General features: G+C 63.7%; 16 protein-coding genes. 5 read left to right on the top strand and 11 right to left on the bottom strand.

Going from position 1 to position 17754, the window contains the following annotated elements; translation table 11 throughout:
* Positions 1-75 precede the first annotated feature (75 nt).
* The 3 genes from G3W89_RS29615 to G3W89_RS29605 all read right to left on the bottom strand — a co-directional run bounded on the left by G3W89_RS29615 (position 76) and on the right by G3W89_RS29605 (position 3134).
* Positions 76-531: a Csu type fimbrial protein gene (locus G3W89_RS29615; protein ID WP_162570961.1), complete on the bottom strand. Its 456-nt coding sequence runs from the start codon at positions 529-531 to the stop codon at positions 76-78.
* A 212-nt stretch (positions 532-743) separates the two neighbouring features.
* Positions 744-1187 (bottom strand): hypothetical protein, encoded by a 444-nt coding sequence (locus tag G3W89_RS29610; RefSeq protein WP_162570962.1) that lies wholly within the window; start codon positions 1185-1187, stop codon positions 744-746.
* A 93-nt stretch (positions 1188-1280) separates the two neighbouring features.
* Positions 1281-3134: an AAA family ATPase gene (locus G3W89_RS29605; protein WP_162570963.1), complete on the bottom strand. Its 1854-nt coding sequence runs from the start codon at positions 3132-3134 to the stop codon at positions 1281-1283.
* A 265-nt stretch (positions 3135-3399) separates the two neighbouring features.
* Here G3W89_RS29605 and G3W89_RS29600 point away from each other — a divergent pair, with 265 nt between their 5' ends.
* Positions 3400-4308 carry a hypothetical protein gene (locus G3W89_RS29600; protein WP_162570964.1) on the top strand — a complete coding sequence of 303 codons (909 nt, stop codon included), beginning with the start codon at positions 3400-3402 and terminating at the stop codon, positions 4306-4308.
* Positions 4309-4410: 102 nt separating this feature from the next.
* Here G3W89_RS29600 and G3W89_RS29595 read toward each other — a convergent pair whose 3' ends face one another.
* Positions 4411-5427: an AI-2E family transporter gene (locus G3W89_RS29595; protein WP_162570965.1), complete on the bottom strand. Its 1017-nt coding sequence runs from the start codon at positions 5425-5427 to the stop codon at positions 4411-4413.
* Positions 5428-5666: 239 nt separating this feature from the next.
* Between G3W89_RS29595 and trpS the strand changes: the two genes are divergently transcribed.
* Positions 5667-6698, top strand: a complete 1032-nt coding sequence (gene trpS, locus G3W89_RS29590) for a tryptophan--tRNA ligase (protein WP_162570966.1) — start codon at positions 5667-5669, stop codon at positions 6696-6698.
* A 143-nt stretch (positions 6699-6841) separates the two neighbouring features.
* Positions 6842-7558 (top strand): ATP-binding cassette domain-containing protein, encoded by a 717-nt coding sequence (locus G3W89_RS29585; RefSeq protein ID WP_162570967.1) that lies wholly within the window; start codon positions 6842-6844, stop codon positions 7556-7558.
* A gap of 121 nt (positions 7559-7679) precedes the next feature.
* Here the strand turns inward: G3W89_RS29585 and G3W89_RS29580 are convergent, their stop codons facing one another.
* The 5 genes from G3W89_RS29580 to G3W89_RS29560 all read right to left on the bottom strand — a co-directional run bounded on the left by G3W89_RS29580 (position 7680) and on the right by G3W89_RS29560 (position 12447).
* Positions 7680-7970: a hypothetical protein gene (locus G3W89_RS29580; protein WP_162570968.1), complete on the bottom strand. Its 291-nt coding sequence runs from the start codon at positions 7968-7970 to the stop codon at positions 7680-7682.
* Between the two features lie 94 nt (positions 7971-8064).
* Positions 8065-9687: a hypothetical protein gene (locus G3W89_RS29575; RefSeq protein ID WP_162570969.1), complete on the bottom strand. Its 1623-nt coding sequence runs from the start codon at positions 9685-9687 to the stop codon at positions 8065-8067.
* Between the two features lie 270 nt (positions 9688-9957).
* Complete coding sequence (locus G3W89_RS29570) at positions 9958-11019, bottom strand: glyoxalase superfamily protein (protein WP_162570970.1); 1062 nt, start codon at positions 11017-11019, stop codon at positions 9958-9960.
* A 314-nt stretch (positions 11020-11333) separates the two neighbouring features.
* On the bottom strand, positions 11334-12062 hold the full coding sequence (locus G3W89_RS29565) for a hypothetical protein (RefSeq protein ID WP_162577712.1): 729 nt from the start codon (positions 12060-12062) through the stop codon (positions 11334-11336).
* A gap of 16 nt (positions 12063-12078) precedes the next feature.
* The gene (locus G3W89_RS29560) at positions 12079-12447 is read right to left on the bottom strand and encodes a hypothetical protein (protein ID WP_162570972.1); all 369 of its coding nucleotides are present in this window, start codon (positions 12445-12447) and stop codon (positions 12079-12081) included.
* Between the two features lie 190 nt (positions 12448-12637).
* Between G3W89_RS29560 and G3W89_RS29555 the strand changes: the two genes are divergently transcribed.
* Positions 12638-13843: an RNA-guided endonuclease InsQ/TnpB family protein gene (locus tag G3W89_RS29555; protein WP_269475013.1), complete on the top strand. Its 1206-nt coding sequence runs from the start codon at positions 12638-12640 to the stop codon at positions 13841-13843.
* 105 nt (positions 13844-13948) lie between these two features.
* Here the strand turns inward: G3W89_RS29555 and G3W89_RS29550 are convergent, their stop codons facing one another.
* Positions 13949-14791 (bottom strand): prepilin peptidase, encoded by an 843-nt coding sequence (locus tag G3W89_RS29550; protein ID WP_162570973.1) that lies wholly within the window; start codon positions 14789-14791, stop codon positions 13949-13951.
* 139 nt (positions 14792-14930) lie between these two features.
* Between G3W89_RS29550 and G3W89_RS29545 the strand changes: the two genes are divergently transcribed.
* Entirely contained in the window at positions 14931-16919 is a 1989-nt protein-coding gene (locus G3W89_RS29545) for a beta strand repeat-containing protein (protein ID WP_162570974.1), read from the top strand.
* A 175-nt stretch (positions 16920-17094) separates the two neighbouring features.
* On the opposite strand, the gene G3W89_RS29540 is transcribed toward G3W89_RS29545, so the two are convergent.
* Positions 17095-17631 carry an outer membrane beta-barrel protein gene (locus tag G3W89_RS29540; RefSeq protein ID WP_162570975.1) on the bottom strand — a complete coding sequence of 179 codons (537 nt, stop codon included), beginning with the start codon at positions 17629-17631 and terminating at the stop codon, positions 17095-17097.
* Positions 17632-17754 lie beyond the last annotated feature (123 nt).

Genomic DNA, 17754 nt, shown 5'->3' with positions numbered 1-17754 from the left:
CCGTGCCGCGAAATGACTAAGGGAGGCCGAGGCCTCCTTTTGGGTGGGAATGCAGCAGCGTGCCGCGCGGGGTGTTTACGGGGTGACGGTCAGCTGGACTGTGTCCTGGTACTCGCCGACGGTCGCGTCGATGTAGTCCGAGCCGCGCAGCAGGGCGTTCATCGAGAACGTCAGCGGCGTGCTGCGGCCGGTGCCGATGCCCGAGGCGTTCACGGGGCTCAGCTCGTACTTGATGTAGTCGCCGGTGGCGCTCTTCATGCGACGAGCCGTGGTGGCGGAGTCGAAGTTCGCGCCGTTGCCGACGTTCAGCGTGTAGTTGGCACCCTTCGTGCACCAGAAGCTCACGTCCGTCTTGGCGTTAACGTCGCCGCCGGCGCCCGGGTCTAGCGTGCCGAAGTTGACGTCAGGGGCCGCCAGGAACTTGCAGGTGCCCTGCACGTTCGCCAGGACTTGAACGTTGGCGTTGTCGGCCGCGAAGGCGGACGAACCGAGGAGGGTGGCGGCCAGGACGGCGAGGACTTGTTTGCGCATTGCAGTGGTGTGAAGTAGTTTAGGATGAGTTCCCGGGCGGCGGGCTCACTGAGCGGGGCCACGTCGCCGACGGTATAAAAGGTGTAGGCTAAAACTTTTATACATTTATATCGTTATGTGCTTTTGGATTGCATGGCGTGACCGAAGTCACAAGCCACCTATGCCCACCGCACACCAAGCAGAAAGCCACCTCCAGGGAGGTGGCTTAAGAATTACGTTGCGAGCGAGAACATCACAGCGCCGCGCTGCGCGAGCAGGCGCTCGAACTTGCGACTTCCCCTGCAGGCAAGGATGTGCCATACGACGCCGGCGGCGATGCACAAGCCGGCAGAGCCGAACGCGTCCGGAAGGTCGGACAGGAAACCGACTGCAATGCCGCCGGCAGCGACGAGACACCACGACCAACCGGCCACCTGGGCGGTCGCTGTCCGTACGATGGAAGTTTTGAGTGCACTACGGCCTAGCGCCGGGAAGGTGTAGCCGTGGAACATGCCGATGACGCCGGCGACTGCGACCATTTGGCTCTCGAGCGTCATGACGTCATATGGCGTCGCTTCGACGGGGGTGCCGAGCCAGTGGTAGACGGCAAGTACAACCATTGCGGCGGCAGCATGTGCCGCAAAGGAGACGATTGCAAGGAAGAGACGAACGAGCATGATGAGTTCCTTTTGGAGTTGACCTTCCTCGTGTAGCCAACTCGCCGGCGGGCTATATCGCAGAGCCCGCCGTTGCTCGGTCGACCTGCCCGACTATCGGGTCGCCCTGACCTGGCGGACCAGTTCAAGGACCCGGGTACCGTCAACGGTCTCGTCCCGCAGCAGTTCATCCGTCAGCGCATCCAAGGCGCCCCTGTACACACGAAGCAGCGCTTTTCCGGTCTCGCTGAGCGATTTCAGCAGGATGTCGGCCTGCCGCACCGCGGCGGTCACGTGTTGAGCCGCATGCTGAGCGGGGAGGGCCCCAAGGCTGAAGAGGGAGCCGTCGGCGCCGAACCCGTACCGACCAACCATGTCCAGCGCCAGCTTTGATGCCTCCTGCAGGTCATGGGACGCCCCGCTCGAGGCCTCCGCGAAGACCTCGAGCTCGGCATTCCGGCCGCCAAGCAGCATGACGATGTGGTTCTCCATGTCGCTGCGCAGCATGAGCGTCTTGTCTTCATCCTGCGTCACCAGGGTGACGCCGAGCGCCCCACCCCGCGGGAGGATGGTCACCTTCTCCACGTTCCCGTAACTCAGCACGGCTGCCGTAATGGCGTGTCCAGCCTCGTGGACGGCAATGTATGCCCGCTCCTCGTCACTCAAGGCGCGTTCGGCGCCGTTGAGCTCACCAATGCGCGTGGTCTCCACGGATTCCACAAAGTGGTGCATCTCTACGCCGCTGCTGGCGTGTCGGCCGGCAACAATCGCCGCGTGATTGACGATGTGGGCAATTGTCGCCGGGGACAAGCCTGTCGTCAGGCGGGCGAGCTGGTCCCAATCCATGGGGCCGTGCAGCTTCAGCTTCTTGCCGTACAGCTTGAAGATTTCAGCGCGGTCACGAACGTCCGGGTGCCTGACGGTCACGCGGCGGTCAAAGCGGCCTTCGCGTAGGAGTGCCTCGTCCAGGTTTTCCGCCAGGTTGGTGGCGCCGACCACAATGACGCCTTCGTTGGACGCAAAGCCGTCCATCTCGACCAGCACCTGGTTGATGATGCGGTTCGATTCGGACTCCACCGGGCCGGACCCGCTGCTCGTGCGCTTGGCGATGCCGTCGATTTCGTCGATGAAGAGGATGCAGGGGGCGTTCTTGCGAGCAAGCTCGAAGACACCTTTCACCTTCTGCACGCCTACGCCATAGAACTTCGAAGTGAACTCGCCGCCGTTGATGGCGATGAAGCTCGCCCCGCATTCGCCGGCTAGGGCCTTGGCCAGCAGCGTTTTGCCCACGCCAGGCCCGCCTAGCGCCAGCACGCCGCAGGGTGGGCGCCCGCCAAGGGCCGAGAACCGTTTGGGGTCCTTGAGGTAGGCGACCACGTCCTTGAGCGCGTTCTTGGCCTCCATGGCACCAATCACGTCATCGAATCGAATTCCCGTGGGCTGCTCGACAAGGGTTGCATTCCCGCCAAGCTCCTTGCGCACCAGGAAGACAAGGCCCCCGATGAGGAGCAACGGCAGCAGCAGACCGGCCACGTCGCGCGCGGTCCCGAGCCATGCACCCTCCACGTCGGGCGAGCCTACCTTGGAGTTGGGCAGCACGACCAGCTGGAACGGCTTTTTCTCGGGGTTTTTTGCCTCGCCGACCGCCAGAGCCGCGAACGAGCCCCGACCGTCGACCACGAAGTACTTTTCCCCGGAGGTCGTGGCGACCAGGATACCGCTTCCGGCGATACCCACCGCGGAGACCTTGTCTGCGCGGAGGTCGCTCAGAAGCTCCGAGCCGTCCTTCTCGACCTTGGACCATTCCTCGGGGGCTGCCCGCATCTGCTGCGCTACGCCGGTGAGCTCGGGGGCCTTCGGTTCATCCTTCTTGAGGAAATAGGCCGAGGTGGCGGCTACCGCGGCAAGGGCAAGGCCGAGAGCGACATTGCGAAGGAGAGAGCGGACTGGTTTCGAAAGTGGCTTCATGGAGCAGGGGCCTGGGTGAGGCCAACCTGTAGCCAGCGCGTTTATGCCGCAGGGCAATATGCGCTTTAGACCGGCCCTGCCGGCCTCGGCCGCGCCGAACCAAGGAATTTCGTTGCGCGAACGCACTGGATACTTCAGTATTCGGCTCGGCAGGAGTGCGTGCGCCCGCCAACTGGACGGCAGGAGTGGTTTCGACCAGCCAGCGGCGCGCTGTCCAGCCTTAGCACGCAACGACTACTGCGACAGACAAGGATGGAGGTGGCGTATGGCAACTGGCCCCAGAACAGGCCTTGACGAGTTCATGGACGACGTAAAGCGCGTCCGGAAAATGGCCTTTGTGGCCGCGGGCGGGCTGCTGGCTATTCCCCTGGGGGTTGGTCTCGCGGGCTTCAGCCCGCCCTGGCCGCCTGGACCAGGTCTCACCGTCATGACCTCGCTCGTGGAACTTGTGGTCCTCGTCGTGGTGTTCCAGTTACTCCATAGGGCGGAACGCTCCACGGCGAACAAAGTCGTTGTGGCGTCGGCGGTGCTGGTCTTTCTCTTCAGCATCCTCCACCTCGTGCTCAATGCCGCCTTCGTCTACCCGATACCGAACAACGACAACCGGGTCGTCATGGGCTGTGGCCTCACTGACAATGCCAGGCTGATTCTCAAGGGCGACGGGCAGACCCCAACGGACGAGTGTCCAGGCGAGTTCACTCAACTGCTGTCTGCCTCACAGTACGAACCCGAGAAAATATGGACGCGGTTCTCCCTCACAGGCATAAAGGCCGCGCTGGTACTTACCTGGCTGGGCGCCTTTGCCTCGCTTGCATCAATGGTCGGGGTATTTGTATCGTTTCAGCGGAGGCAGCCGGCACAGCCCGAAGGGCCGCCCGCTCCTACAGAACCGCCCGAGACCGGGGACACCGCTAAGCCCAAGGTACCAAGACCGGCGAAAAGGAAAGCGCCGAGGGCAGCCAAGCCCGAAACGGTTGCGCCGCAGGCTTCCGGGACGTCAAACAAGCCCGAGAGCACGGCGCGACCCGTACCGGACAAGCCCAACCCCGCCACCGCCGCAGCGATGGCGGAAGCTCGGGAGTCAGGCCGCGAGCGCTTCGAGACACCTGAAGGTCTTTTTGATGCGCTCGAAAGCGGGCCCGGCCCCAAAGAAAATGCACGCAAGCCTTCCTAGAAGCTCTTCGTTCACCAAGCAGTTCCACAAGGATTGGACCAGCCTGACCCTCTCTGGATGGCACGACATGAGCCGGCCGAAGGAGGCGACGTTGACCGGCGCCTAAGGCTTGGCTGCCGCGCGCAGGTAGTGAAACAGCACTGTCATCAAGAAGGGCCCCACGAATAGGCCGATGATGCCCATCGTCGACACCCCGCCAAGCAGCCCAAAAAGTACTGCCAGGAAGGGGAGCTCCACCGACGCGCCGATGATGCGTGGGCGAACGAACTTGTCGACAAGGAACAGCTCCACAGTCCCCCAAAGCGCGAGTCCGAGCGCCGCGGCGGTGCTGCCTTTTGCAAGCAAGACGAGGCTCACCGTGATGAAGGAGAGCGGAGCGCCCCCTGGAATCAGGGCAAGATAGCCGGTCAGGACGGCCAAGAGGACCGGCATCGGAGCGCCGGCGATGGCGTAGGCGATGCCCAGCACCACGCCCTCGAGGAGGGCAACGGAGCCTAGGCCCAGCGCGGTTCCGCGCAGGGACAGGGGAAGCAGGCGACGTACGACCGCATATTCGGCAGGCAGCAGCTTGGCTCCAGCGGCGTCGAGATGCTTCACGATGACCGAGGCGTTCAGCTGGAAGACCACGAAGGTCAGCAGGCTCAGCAGGATGTAAAACGCATTGGCTGCAAGGCCGGCGCCTATCCCGCCCAGCTTGCCGGTGGCGTTGAGCACCGAGGTGCCGGACACCTGGCTGACCATCTCGAGCAGAGCGCCAGGCGCAGACAGATGCGCACCCCACCAGGCGGCCGCCTGCCCGCCAAAGAGGGGAAGACGCTGCAGCCAGTCCGGAGAAGGCAGCCCCGTGGCATTCAATTGATGGACGTACCGCGAGGCGGCCGCGACTTCAGGGCTCAGCGCATCGATGACCGCGAGCGCTGGCAACCCGAAACCCAGCAACAGGCCCATGCCGACTGTGGCCACTGCACCACCATTCGAAAAGCCACGCCGTTCGAGCTTTTGGACGAGGGGCCAGGTTGCGATGGCGAGCACGCCGCCCCAGGCGAGCGACGGGAGAAAGTGCTGAAGCTGGTACAGCAAAGCGACCAGAAGGGCGGTGGACAGGCAAAAGCGTTTCATGATGGCTCCGAGAGTGGCCACCCCTGTAGCCAGCGCGCTTTAGCTTTCGGCTCGGGCATCTAAAACGCTTTGCTATAATGCTTATCATGAATCGCAAGTCCCTCATCGCTTTTTCCTGGTGGCACGGCTAACCCCGGCGGCCACATCCTTGCGTTTTCTTCTCTGTGATGCCGCCAGCTTTGGCGGCATTTCTGTCTCGACCTTTGCTGGCGGCGTCCGACCACTTTCGGAGCTTTCCAATGCAAACGTCTTCTTCTGTTCCTTCTCTCCCGTCCCGGACAGTCGTCCTCACAGGTGACCGGCCCACAGGCCCACTCCACCTGGGTCACTACGTCGGTTCCCTGCGTGCACGCGTCGAGCTGCAGCACACGGCAGACCAGTTCATCCTGCTGGCAGATATGCAGGCGCTGACGGACAACTTCGCCGACCCCCAAAAGGTCACGCGCAACGTGCTCGAGGTGGCGCTCGACTACCTGGCTGTCGGCATCGACCCGGCGAGGTCGACCATCTTCATCCAATCCCAAGTGCCCGAGCTGGCGGAGCTCAACATGCTGCTGCTCAACCTCGTTACGGTTTCTCGCCTCGAGCGTAATCCGACCATCCGTCGGGAAATCAACCTGCGAGGCTTTGAGCGCGACATTCCGGCGGGCTTTCTGACGTACCCTGTCAGCCAAGCAGCAGACATTACCGCCTTTAAAGCGACCGTGGTCCCCGTGGGAGACGACCAGCTGCCGATGATTGAGCAGACCAACGAGTTGGTGCACCGCATGAACGCCATTGCCGGCAAGGAGGTGCTGCTCGAGTGCAGGGCCATGCTTTCGAGCGTGAGCCGACTGCCCGGCATCGACGGCAAGGCCAAGATGAGCAAGTCGCTTGGCAACAGCATCGCGATTGGCGCCAGCCCGGCGGAAATCAGCGCCGCCGTCAAGAAGATGTTTACCGACCCAAACCACCTGCGCGTCGAGGACCCAGGTCAGGTCGAGGGAAACGTGGTGTTCTCGTTTCTCGACGCCTTTGAGCCCGACCAAGCCGCCCTGGTCGAGCTCAAGGCGCACTACCGGCGCGGCGGCCTTGGAGACGGTGTTCTCAAGAAGCGCCTGGACGCGCTTCTGCAGGATGCGCTCGCACCCATTCGCGCGCGCCGAGAAGCTCTGGCGACAGACCGCGGCGCTGTACTTGAGGTTCTGCGTCAGGGTACGGAGGCTGCCCGCGCGAGGGCAGCGCTGACGCTGGGGGAGGTGAAGCGCGCGCTGGGCTTGTCGTACTTCTGAACGCCCGCGGCCTTATATACGATTGGAAGGCTGGACAGCGCCGGGCTTAAAAGCTAAAATGCATCTTCACACACCAGCGCCTCTATAACACAACGCTGCCCCAGCGCGGCACGCCCTCCGAAAACAAGAAAGATTTTAAATCCATGGCCCGAGTTGCGCGCAAGCAAGCTGCCCCCAAGACCTGCCCGCCGCTGGCTGAACTCCTGCAAGAGGTGTCCGAGTCGGTCTACTTCAACGGCGAAAGCCCGCTCCGCCTGAACACCGATGCGGTCCGCGCAGACTGCCCGCTGCACCTGGTCATCGGAGACAACGGCGCCGGCAAGAGCTTCCTTGTCCAGGTCCTGAGCGCCTACGCGCGGTCCGACGACTGCACGCCCCTCCAGATTTCGATGGCTTACCGCACGCGAGCAGGTATCGAGCGGGCCTTCATGTACGGCTCGGACGAGGACCATAGCACCGGCCTCAACAGCATCGGCGTCGTCAGGCGCGCTATCAGCTCCATGCAAGGCTGGGGCTCGAAGGCGCACATCGCCCTTTTCGACGAGCCAGACACGGGCCTATCGGACCGCTATGCCCATCCGTTGGGAGCGCTCATCGCCCAGTTTGCGACCGCGCCGGCGGATGGCACAAAGGGCGTTCTCATCATCACGCACAGCCGAGCTTTGGTGCGAGGCGCCCTGGGCGTCCTCGAGCAAGGTGGGCACGAGCCATCAGTCGCATTCGTAGGAAGCCGCTACTCGTCGCTTGACCAGTTCCTGGGAGAGACGGCGCCGGCCACCGTCGAGGAGATGCTCGAGGTCGAAGGTAGTGCACATACGACCTGGCGGTGCATCTCCAAAATGCTCGAGCCCCGGAAATAGCGGGCAGGCTGAGCACAAGCGGGATTGGCATGTTCAGGGTCGAGGGCGTGGACGCCTAAGACGTGGTGGGCCAACAAAGAAACCTTCGCGGGGCATGTGCTCCGCGAAGGCTTTTGCTCAATCAGGTCTTCGAGTCTGCCTCCGGCGGCGTGGGCTCGAACGAGCCGTCTCGCCAATCTCGCACCAGCCCCTGCATCTGGTCACCCATTGCGTTGAATCGTTCGACAAGGTCGATGGTCAGGCACAGCGCCTGCATCAGGTCATGGTACGACATGTCCGAAACCCGAAGCGCGGGTGCGCCTGGCGCGCAAAACTGGTACTCGGTCGGGTCGAGCCTCGTCTCCAGGTAATCGGGGCGCAGCTCCGCCGGAACTGCTTTTGCGGGCAGGGCATCGATGATTTTTGTAGGCATACAGGTCTTTCGCGTTGTGGTCCTGCTGCGGTGTAGCGAGCGAGGCCGCCCGGTTGGGCGGCTTGAGCGACAGGGCAGGGCTCGCGTGCCCGAGCTAGAGCTGGGCCGGAGCAATCCGAACGAGCAAGGTCAGCCCATCCCGGTATGGAAAGTCCTGATGCTCGAAGATGTCCTTGCCTGTCCGCAAGATGAAGCTGCGAGCAAAAGTAGCGGAAACCGCCATTCCCAGCTTACCGAGGACTTGCACGAACTCGTCTACCTCAGCCGCGTAGGCTTGATGCGGCGCATCTTGCCAGTCCCCTCCAATTCTCGTCGTGCCGTTGGCGATGCTCTTGCCCATCTCCCAGACGTTCGCAAAGTTTTCGATGGCGTTCTCGATAGCACGGGCGACGTCAGGTGTGGCGCCAGCAGGCCGGCCGAACTTGATGCTGTCGGCAGCGCAGTAGTAGGCCCGCAACGCTTCACCCGACGCGACCCTGATGAACTCTGACGGCGCCGGCGTAACGAAAAGCCGGCTGGGGTCCTCCAGCTTGAGGAACTTCGCCAATCTTGGCAGCAGCGGGCTCGGGAGCAGGCCCGTCAGCGCCGGAACATCTTCATCGATTGAGGCGGCGAACTGCGGCCACCCGAGGCCTCGCTGCGCAAAGGCTTGCTCGACGAATCGAAGGTCGACGGAAGCAAGCGATGCACTCGGAGTGCGCAGCCCCAGGAGCCGCTTCCCGCCACGGGTAGGCGGGGCCTCCTTGAAAATCCTACGCGCGCGCTGGTAACGGCGAAACAAGCTCGCGGCCTGTTCGACACCTAGGGGACGGCGCGACCCGCCGACTCCAACCATACCCTTGCGGACCTCGTACACGTGCCATGTCAGTGCCTCAGCGCCGCACAGCCACGTCTGGCCATCGAACACCACGTCCCCGTGAAGCGGCTGGCCGTATCGCGCATCCGAGCGACGCGAGTGCTCAATCTCCAGCCAGCAGCCCAACTCGTCCCCCCGGGCGAACTCCGCGCCACCGCGCAGCACAACCAGCTCAGCGTTGCCGATGTCGTCGAAGGAGAGCAGGCTATCGTCCGCTCGCGAAATGCGTAGGTAGGCTGAAAGTGCGGCGAAGCCGTCGAGGATGGCGTCGTTTTCGACAAACCTCCGAAGTCCCTCCAGGGCCGTAGCGGCACCGTCCAGCCAGTGGGCGACTCCCTCGGCCGCCACCACCTCCAGCAGCACCGTCTCGCCTGCACGTTCGTGCCCCCGTGGCTCGAGCGCAGACAGGACCAGAGTGCCATCCACCAGGCCGACCCAGTAGACCTTTGTCGGGTCCGCCTCTGCCCAGCGAGTGATGCAGGCTTGCATCAGCAGCTTGACTGAAGCCCAGTCCTCGTACAGCTCGCCGTCGGCGGCACCAAGCTGGCGGCAGAGAAGCCGGGGTGCCACGGCATTGTGAATAGGCAGCAGGTGCCAGCTCGGCTTGCCGAGGACACGGGCAATCGCCTGCTGTGCGTGGGTCAGCTTGAGCTTGATGTTCCTGGCCGCAAACTTCTGCTGCAACCAACGAGCCAACTCCTTCGCGTCGACATCGGTCGGGGGAGGAAGCCCTTCGAGCAGTTCCGCGGCAAGCGCTGGCGTGAACCAAGGCTTTTCGCGACGAACGAATTCCCAAAGCGCGAGTGCACGGGGGTCGGTGGACGGGAGCGCGGGATTAAACGCGCGCGATTGAACGCTCATGGTCAACTCCATCGAAGAGCTCGTCGAATGAGCGGCGCGCGTTACCCAGGCTCTTCAATAGAAAACCAGGCAATGGTGTGGAAAACGAATTCTGACGCTGCTTTTTGCCGTGCCGGACACGGTCCGGTGCGCGCACTGACGGGGCAACTATCCCGAGGTCCCAACGAACCGTAAGGGAATGATACCGAGCCCCGTGCTGCCTCGTCAAGGAGCCGGCATGCGGTCGCACAAGAAAAAGCCGCCCTGGGTAGGGCGGCTTGTGAATGTCGACTAGCGGCGGGTCTTCAGAACCAGCCGTTCGTAGGCCGTCTTGGCCCGAGCGCGAAGTTCGGAGGCCAGTTGGGCAACGCAATATCCGTCGTACGGGCCGTTGAGCGTGAAGAGTTCCGACACATTCTGCCGCAGGAACGTCTCGGCGTTTTTGTTCTGTTCCCGCAGAGTGGCCTTGGCAAGCGCCTCCATCACCTTCGAAATCACCGAGGGCGTTCCCGCTTCGTCACCTTCGTCGGCAAAGAGGCGGTTGAAGACTTGGCGATAGGCCTGCATTTCCAGGTCGACGTCTTCAGCAGGTTTCACCGCGCCGGTTGTTCCGGCATCGCTCGTATGCTGCAGCGCTTCAATTTCCCACTTGGTGAGCGCGAAGCCAATGACGGCTGCGGCTTTCTCAAGGAGGGCCTTTGTCTTTGGCAGACTCCGGGTCTCCGTCAGCGTGATGCCTTCCTCGGCAAAGTACGTCCGGTAGGCGGCCAAGAGGACGTCGCGCACCGGAAGCTCGTCTTCATCCTCGAGCCATGGAAGGTCGTCATCCTCGGGGTCGCCTTCGTAGTCCTCGGGCAACAGCACAAGGGCTGACTCAGGAACGATTTTGCAATCGCCGTTCAGCCAAAGCGTTTCTCCCTTGGCATTACGCTCCGTGTGTTGCTCATCCCAGGAAAGTTCGGTTTCCCCGTCGCCTTGGAAGTCCAGCCCGTCTTTGCGGCGCGTAGCGGATGCAGCGCTGCAGGTGCCCGGCACCAATTCGCAGGCACCAATGAGCTCCATGAAGGAGCCGTGCACCGGCTTGCCGTCTTCGCCCGGCTTCACGAAGTCGAACTGGCCCGTGTTCTTGAGCGGGTACTTCCGCTCGACGGGCTTCGCTGCGGCAGCGCGCAGAGGACTGTCATCCGGAAGCTTTGCCTCCAGCTCGTTCCAGCTCTTGTGGCCAAGCGCCTTGGCCAGGATGGTCAGGCACTCGCTGTGGCTCAGTTCGGAAGCTGGCTTGGTGAAGCCCTTGAGTTCGCGGCGCAGAGCGCTCACGGTGGTCTTGGCTTGTTTCTTGGTCTCGAAATACATGGTGTGTTTCCTTGGGGGCCTCGCTGGCCCTGAAAAACGCTGCAGCGCAATTGCTGCACGGTGTTTGCATTGCCAAGCGAGGCCCCGGATTCACGGGATAGATTTCGCATTGGTTGTCCTCAAAAGTCTTCGCCATACCTGCGGGAGCAGGCGCAAACGGCAGGCGACTTCACGGCCTTGCGCCGTATAGGCAAGGGAGGATGTCGACCTATAGCCCTGCGGGCTCAGGCCGGCCACGAGGAGGCCGGGCGTGCCGTCAACAATGAAAACGCCCAGGCTGGTAAAGCCTGGGCGGAATGAGCGGGCAGGGCCCGTCAGATGGAGATGACCGGAAGGCCCTCGGGTCGAGTTGTCCGTTCGTACCAGTAGTGGCCGATGAACCCGTCCTCAGCCAAGACCTGCGCGATTCGCGGATTCGCGGCATGCTCTTCGTCGGATACAGGACGGACCAGCTTGAAGACCGAGCTTCCGCGACGGACGTACGCTGGTGCTTCCGCCGAAGTGGTGGAAAGCAGCACCTCCGGTACCGGTCGCCGGTCCTTGAAGAGGTTCACGCTCTGCACGAGCATGAACCCAGGCGTGAGCGGTTCGACCTGGATGCCGAACCTCTCGCTGAAGTCCATCCCGTAGAAGCAAAAAACTTCTTCTGGGTAGAGGTCCGCCTCGGGGTCCGAGATGTGCACCTGCTCGCAGGGCAGGCGGCTGCGAAGGTACGCAACCAGCTGCTCGAAGGCGGCCGCATCGGTCACCCAGCGCCGGTGGTGGTCTCGTAGGCCGCGGCCTGCATCTTGGACGATGCAAACCGGCTTGCCGTCAAACCAGAGCGTGTGCATCTGGGCGGACCGCTCACCGTCGAAGTATTCGAACATGAGTTGTCGCACGTCGAAGCGCTTTTCGAGGTCGAGCGTCTCGAGGAACTCGGTTGTGCAGTTGCTGTCGAGGTCCTGAATCTCCGGCAGCCACTGGCCGCTGAGAACCCAGGTGGTATGAAGCACTGGCTTCGTTGGGAGGAGGTAGACCTCCTTGAGCTTGAGCATTCTCATCAGGGGAACGACCTGCTCAGACCGAGACAGCAGCCAACATTGTCTTCAGACGCTCGACTTCAGCTCGCGCGTCCTTCAGCTCTTGGTGGAGGCGGATGACCTCCTGGCGCGCCTTGCGGTCGCCGCGGTGGGTCATGAAGAAGTGCTCCGCGTACTCCTCGGTGGCCGGAGACCATTGAGCGATGGAAGCGGAGATGGCTGTGCGATTGTCGAGCTCGACCAGCGCGCGGACGTAGGCACGCGATTCCAGTGCCCTGGCCGCATGCTCGTCTGGGGTTTCCTTCACCAGGCCCAAGCGGGCGAGAAGGCCGGTCGCCAGCATGCGCTGTGCATTGGCGGCAATGGCCAAGACCGAACGCGTAGCGGTGGGATTGACGGTATTCATGGATTGGTTACTCCTTGGGTTGAACAGATTTCCTGCCCCGTATAGGGATACCGACGCTCCGACGACGCACCGGGAGCAGCGCAGCGCCCCGTCCTTTAGGGCGGGGAGTGAATGGCGGTTGTTTGCAGCCGAAGGCGTTGCCCTATCTAAAAAGCGGCGATACACTGGATGAAACAACAGTGCCTCCTCGGTGTCCCTTCCCAGCTCTCCCCCGCTTTCGACCCGTGTCCTTCGGCTTCGGCTGAAGGACAAGCATGCGGCCGTGCTGCGCGCTATGGCGCGCGACGTGAACCAGGTCTGGAACTACTGCAACGACCTCGGCCAGCAGGTGCTGCGCCGCGAAGGTCGCTTCATGAGCGGGTTCGACTTTCAGAAGTACCTCAACGGCGCAAGCAAAGCGGGCCTGCTCGTGGGCTCTGCGGTGTTCCAGCAGGTCGCTGAGGAGTTCGCCACGCGCCGGCGGCAGTTCAAGAAGGCGCGCCTGCGCTGGCGTATCTCCGACCCTAAGCGCGCGAACCGGAGCCTAGGGTGGATTCCTTTCAAGGCTCGCTCGCTGCGCTACAAGGGCGGGCAGGTGGCCTTCCAGGGCCACCTTCTGAGCCTGTGGGACAGCTACGGTCTCGCCGGCCACGAACTCGGGGCCGGCAGCATCAGCGAGGACGCGCGCGGACGCTGGTACCTGAACGTCACGGTCCAGGTGCAGCCGAAGGCCAAGCCGTCGCCCGAGGGCCTCAAAGGGGCCCTTGGAGCCGACCTGGGGCTCAAGAGTCATATGACCGACTCGGCGGGGACCTCGGTGGACGCCCAGCGCTTCTATCGCGACCTCGAGTCGAAGATTGCCAGCGCGCAGCGCGCTGGCAAGGCGCACCGGGTGCGTGCGCTGCACGCCAAGGTCGCCAATCGCAGGAAGGATTTCCTGCACAAGCTCTCCACCGCCCAGGCCCGCGGCCATGCGGCGGTCTTCGTCGGCGACGTCAATGCCGCTACCCTCGCGAAGACCCGAATGGCGAAATCCGTGCACGACGCGGGCTGGAGCAGCTACCGAACCATGCTCAAGTACAAGTGCGATGACGCAGGTGCTTGGTTCGCGGAGGTCGACGAATCCTTCTCCACCCAGGACTGCAACATCTGCGGCACCCGGGCCGGCCCCAAGGGCCGAGCAGGGCTCGCGGTGCGGCAATGGACCTGCCCCTGTTGCGGCGCGTCCCACGACCGCGATGTGAACGCGGCGCGCAACATCCTTGCGCGTGGGCTTGTTTGGTTGGAGAAGACGTTTTCCGCTGCGGATTCGCGCTCGACGAAGAGTGCGGCCGCAGTGAATAAGGTGCCTGGCCCTTCAGGGCTAGGTGCCGCGGCCGGGCATGGCCGTCCAGCAGGGGGAATCCCCGTCCTTTAGGGCGGGGAGGATGTCAATCACAGGTGTTCCTTTCAGTTGTCCTGCAAGGTGTAGCGCAGCGCCGGCAGCGCGAGGAAATCGGCGCACGCCGCCCCTCGCGGCGGGTCAACCGAATGCGGCGTAGGGGATGGGCAGCCGGCCAGAGCGCTGCAGCGCGAAGATGATGACGCCGCCCAGGGCCAACCACTGGCCGAACGCCAGGCGGACCTGTCCATCCAGCTTCTGGCGGTTGGCGGCTAAAGCTGCGAACAGCGCAAGCGGGCACGCCGTGGCCAATGTCTGAACGACCCCGAAGGGCCCGACGAACGTGCCGATTGCCAGCAAGAGCCAGGCATCGCCCCCGCCGATGCCGTCGACGCCACGCCAAGCCTTGAAGGCGGCCCCGGTGACTCCTAGAAGGCCGTAGCCCGCCAGGGCGCCGTAGATGGCCAGCGTCGGCGAAATGAACCAGGACTGCGTGGCCGCAACCAGGCCAAGGGCAGCCAAAGGGTGGACCAGCGCGTCGGGCAGCAGCTGGTGCTCGATGTCGATGACGGCAGCCCAGAGAAGCAAAAGGGCCGCCACGCCGACGAGGGCAGCCTGAGCCGTGAATCCGAGCCAGGCAACGCTGCCCGCACCAGTTGCGGCGCCGGCGAGCTCGAGTGCAAGGTAACGCGGAGAGATGAGACGGTGGCAAGCCCGGCACTTGCCCCGCAGGAGTAGCCAGCTGACCACCGGGAGGTTGTCATACCAGGCAATCCGCACGCCGCAGGCTGGGCAATGGGACCGCTTTGCTCGCAGCATGGGTGCGTCATCGTCCACAGGCAGGCCCAGCTCCTCCTGTGCCCCCTGTCGCCACTCCAGCAAGAGCTTTCGCGGCAGGCGGTAGACGACGCTGTTGCCAAAGCTTCCCAGCACCAGGCCGAAAAGCATTCCCAGGGAGATGAACAGGTGGATGGAGCTGAGCATGCGTCCGTCTAGTAGCTCCCTTTAGCCTGCCGGCCCTGGGAAAGGCTCGCAAGCCCAGACAACCCGCGAGCCACCCATACCCGGAATAAGACGGTCCCTATACGAAAGCATCCGTCTAGCCCCACCTAAGGTTGCCCCAATGTCAAACCGCACGTCCCGTAGACTCGTCACCGCCCTGCTTGCGGTGTCCCTGGCCGTCCAATCGGTCGCAGCTGCCGCCGCGGGCGCACAGTTCTCATACCGTGTCCCGCTCAAGACGATGAACGTCATTCCGGATTACGTTCCCGCGACCGGCGCCATCACCAGTCTGACCGCGGACCCGCCAACTGTGGTCGCGGGCTCCTCGGGCGTGGTAACTCTCACGGCCAGCGTCGCGGATTCCAACGGAAGGCCGGCAATTGATGGCGAAACCGTCGCATGGGCCACGTCCGGCGGCGACTTGGGGGCCGGCTCCGCCACTGTCGGCGGGGCCGCCGTGATTACGCTTGCGCCGCCCACGGTAGCAGGTCCCGTCACGGTCAGCGCACTTCTCAACTCGAGCGGGGCTTCGCTTTCGACGGTGGTCGACGTTATCGCTGATGAGGTCAGCGCCAAGGTCGCCCAGGTTTCCGCGCCGGGAGGCACTCTTCCGGCCAACGGCTCGGCCCAGGCGCTCATCACTGCTTCCGTCACAGACGATTACGGCAATCCTCTCGGTGCTGGCATCCCAGTGACCTGGTCGACCGACATCGGCACCCTGACCGGGACCAGCAGCTCGACCGACGCGAACGGGATGGCCGCAACGCACCTGACCGCCCCGACCACGGTCGGCATCGCCACGGTGCGCGCCCTGGCAGCCAATAGCGGAGATGCAGGCAAGACTGCGGGCGTCTCCTTCATCGCGGACGCCGCGACCTCGAAGGTGGTGTCTGTCACGGCCGACAGGACCTTCATGACCGCAAACGGCAGCGCAACCGCGACCCTTTCGGCGCTCTTGCGTGACGCAAATGGCAACCTCGCGCCGGCTGGCACCTCGGTGAGCTGGGGAGCCACACTAGGGAACCTCGCCCCGGCGACTTCCTCAACTGACGCAGCAGGTCGCGCCACTGCCGTTCTTACGGCGGGCACCGTCAGCGGGACCTCGACGGTCACCGCCAGGGGCGCTTCAGGCGACGCAGGAAAGACGCAGTCGATTTCATTGGACGCAGACGCGACGACGGCTCGGGTGGTTTCGCTGAGCACCAACGCGACAACCGCAGTGGCAAACGGGGCGCCCGCGGCGACTTTGTCCGCTGCCGTGCTGGACGCCCACGGCAACCGGGTGACTGGGGCAACCGTCGATTGGACGACCACCCTGGGCAGCATTGCCGCGAGCTCCACTACCGGTGGAGACGGTATCGCCCACGCAGTGCTGAACGGCAGCACCGTTGCTGGCGCAGCGACCGTTCGGGCAAAAACCCGCGCAGGGGGCGATGCTGGCCAAACCCAGACCGTCACCTTCTCGGGCGACGCTGCGACTGCTCGCGTTACCGCGATGAGCAGCAATGCCTACACGGCCGTTGCCAACGGAGCGCCGGCCGTGACGCTCTCGGCTACGCTGAAGGATGCCAACGGCAACCTCCTGCCAGGCGCCATCGCCAATTGGACGACGAGCCTCGGCACCATTGCCGCGACCACCGCTGCAGGCGCAGACGGCGTGACCTACGCTGTGCTGTATGCAGGCGTTGCAGCCGGCACGGCAACGGTTCGCGTCAAGGGCGCAGCGGCAGATGCTGGCCAAGCAACATACATCAGCCTTATCGGTGACGTGACCACGGCGCGCCCGGTTCAGGTTGTCGCGAGCCCGTCTTGGGTCTGCGGCTCGGTCTATCCGGACAACATCACCACCACGCTCTACGCAGTAATGCGCGATGCGAACGGCAACGTGGTGGTCGGGGCGCCTGTGACCTGGGCAGTGGACCGTGGCTCTCTTGGCGTTGGCCAATGGGGCGTCTCATACTCGGATGCGAATGGCACCGCCGTCTCGACGCTCACGTCATCCCCGGAGTGGCAGGTGTACGCAACCGCCACTGCCTATGGCGCCGCAGGCCAGATGCCCGTCAACGTGTACTACGAATACTGCAAGCCCGCAGGGGGTGGCGGCAAGTAACGTCTACTGCCAATGCCCCTCTCGCAGAAATGCGAGGGGGGCATTTTTCTTTTTCTGGCGGAATGGGGCAGACTTTCTCCGTGGTCTGCGTTCGTGGCAGCCGAGCCGCAAGGAAAAACCCCCGGTGCAAGGCCGGGGGCTTCAGGGCAGCAGGGTTAGCTGCAGCGTTGGTTTGTCAGAACGACGCCTTGATGCCAGCGCTGAGGTTGTACAGGTCCGCTCGCGAGTCGCCGAAGTTCGGCACGTACTGGAGCTCGGTGCGCAGCGCAAAGGTCGCATTCAGCTTGTACTCCGCGCCGACTCCGAAGAGCGGAGCGTTGCGGTGAAAGCGACGGCCCTCGACTTCGCTGGCCGTGTCGGCAATACCGAGGCGACCGAATGCGGTCACACCGCGGTACGACGGGGCAAAGCCGAGCACGCTGGCGGAGAGCATCGAGTTCTGCGCGAAGCCGACGCCATCGCGCTGCTCGATGTCGCCCAGCCGCGCATAGCCGATTTCCGCTGCGACGTGGGGGTTGAACTGGTAGCCGCCGTAGATGGTCGCGCCCACGTCACCGGCCTTGATGCCGAAGGCAGTCTTGTCGCTCAGGCGGTAGTGCGAATAGTCGAGGCCCGCGCCGGCGTAGAAGTTGTCGAGAGCCGGAGCCGCATGAGCTGCGCCACCGAGGGTTGCAGCTGCGAGGAGAGCGAGTGCGAGGAGGGATTTCTTCATTTCATTGCCCCTGACGGGGTGTAGTTGAGGGATATGCGGTCCCGCGGACGGGTTAGCGCTGTTACGTGTAGGGAGGCGTCTGCTACGGCACCCAGCAGCTGCATCTCAGCGACTTTTGGCGGA

Source organism: Variovorax sp. PBL-H6, from assembly GCF_901827155.1.
Taxonomy (GTDB): domain Bacteria; phylum Pseudomonadota; class Gammaproteobacteria; order Burkholderiales; family Burkholderiaceae_C; genus Variovorax.
The sequence above is the reverse complement of the archived record's forward strand: the minus strand, read 5'-3'. Positions and strand labels throughout refer to the sequence as shown.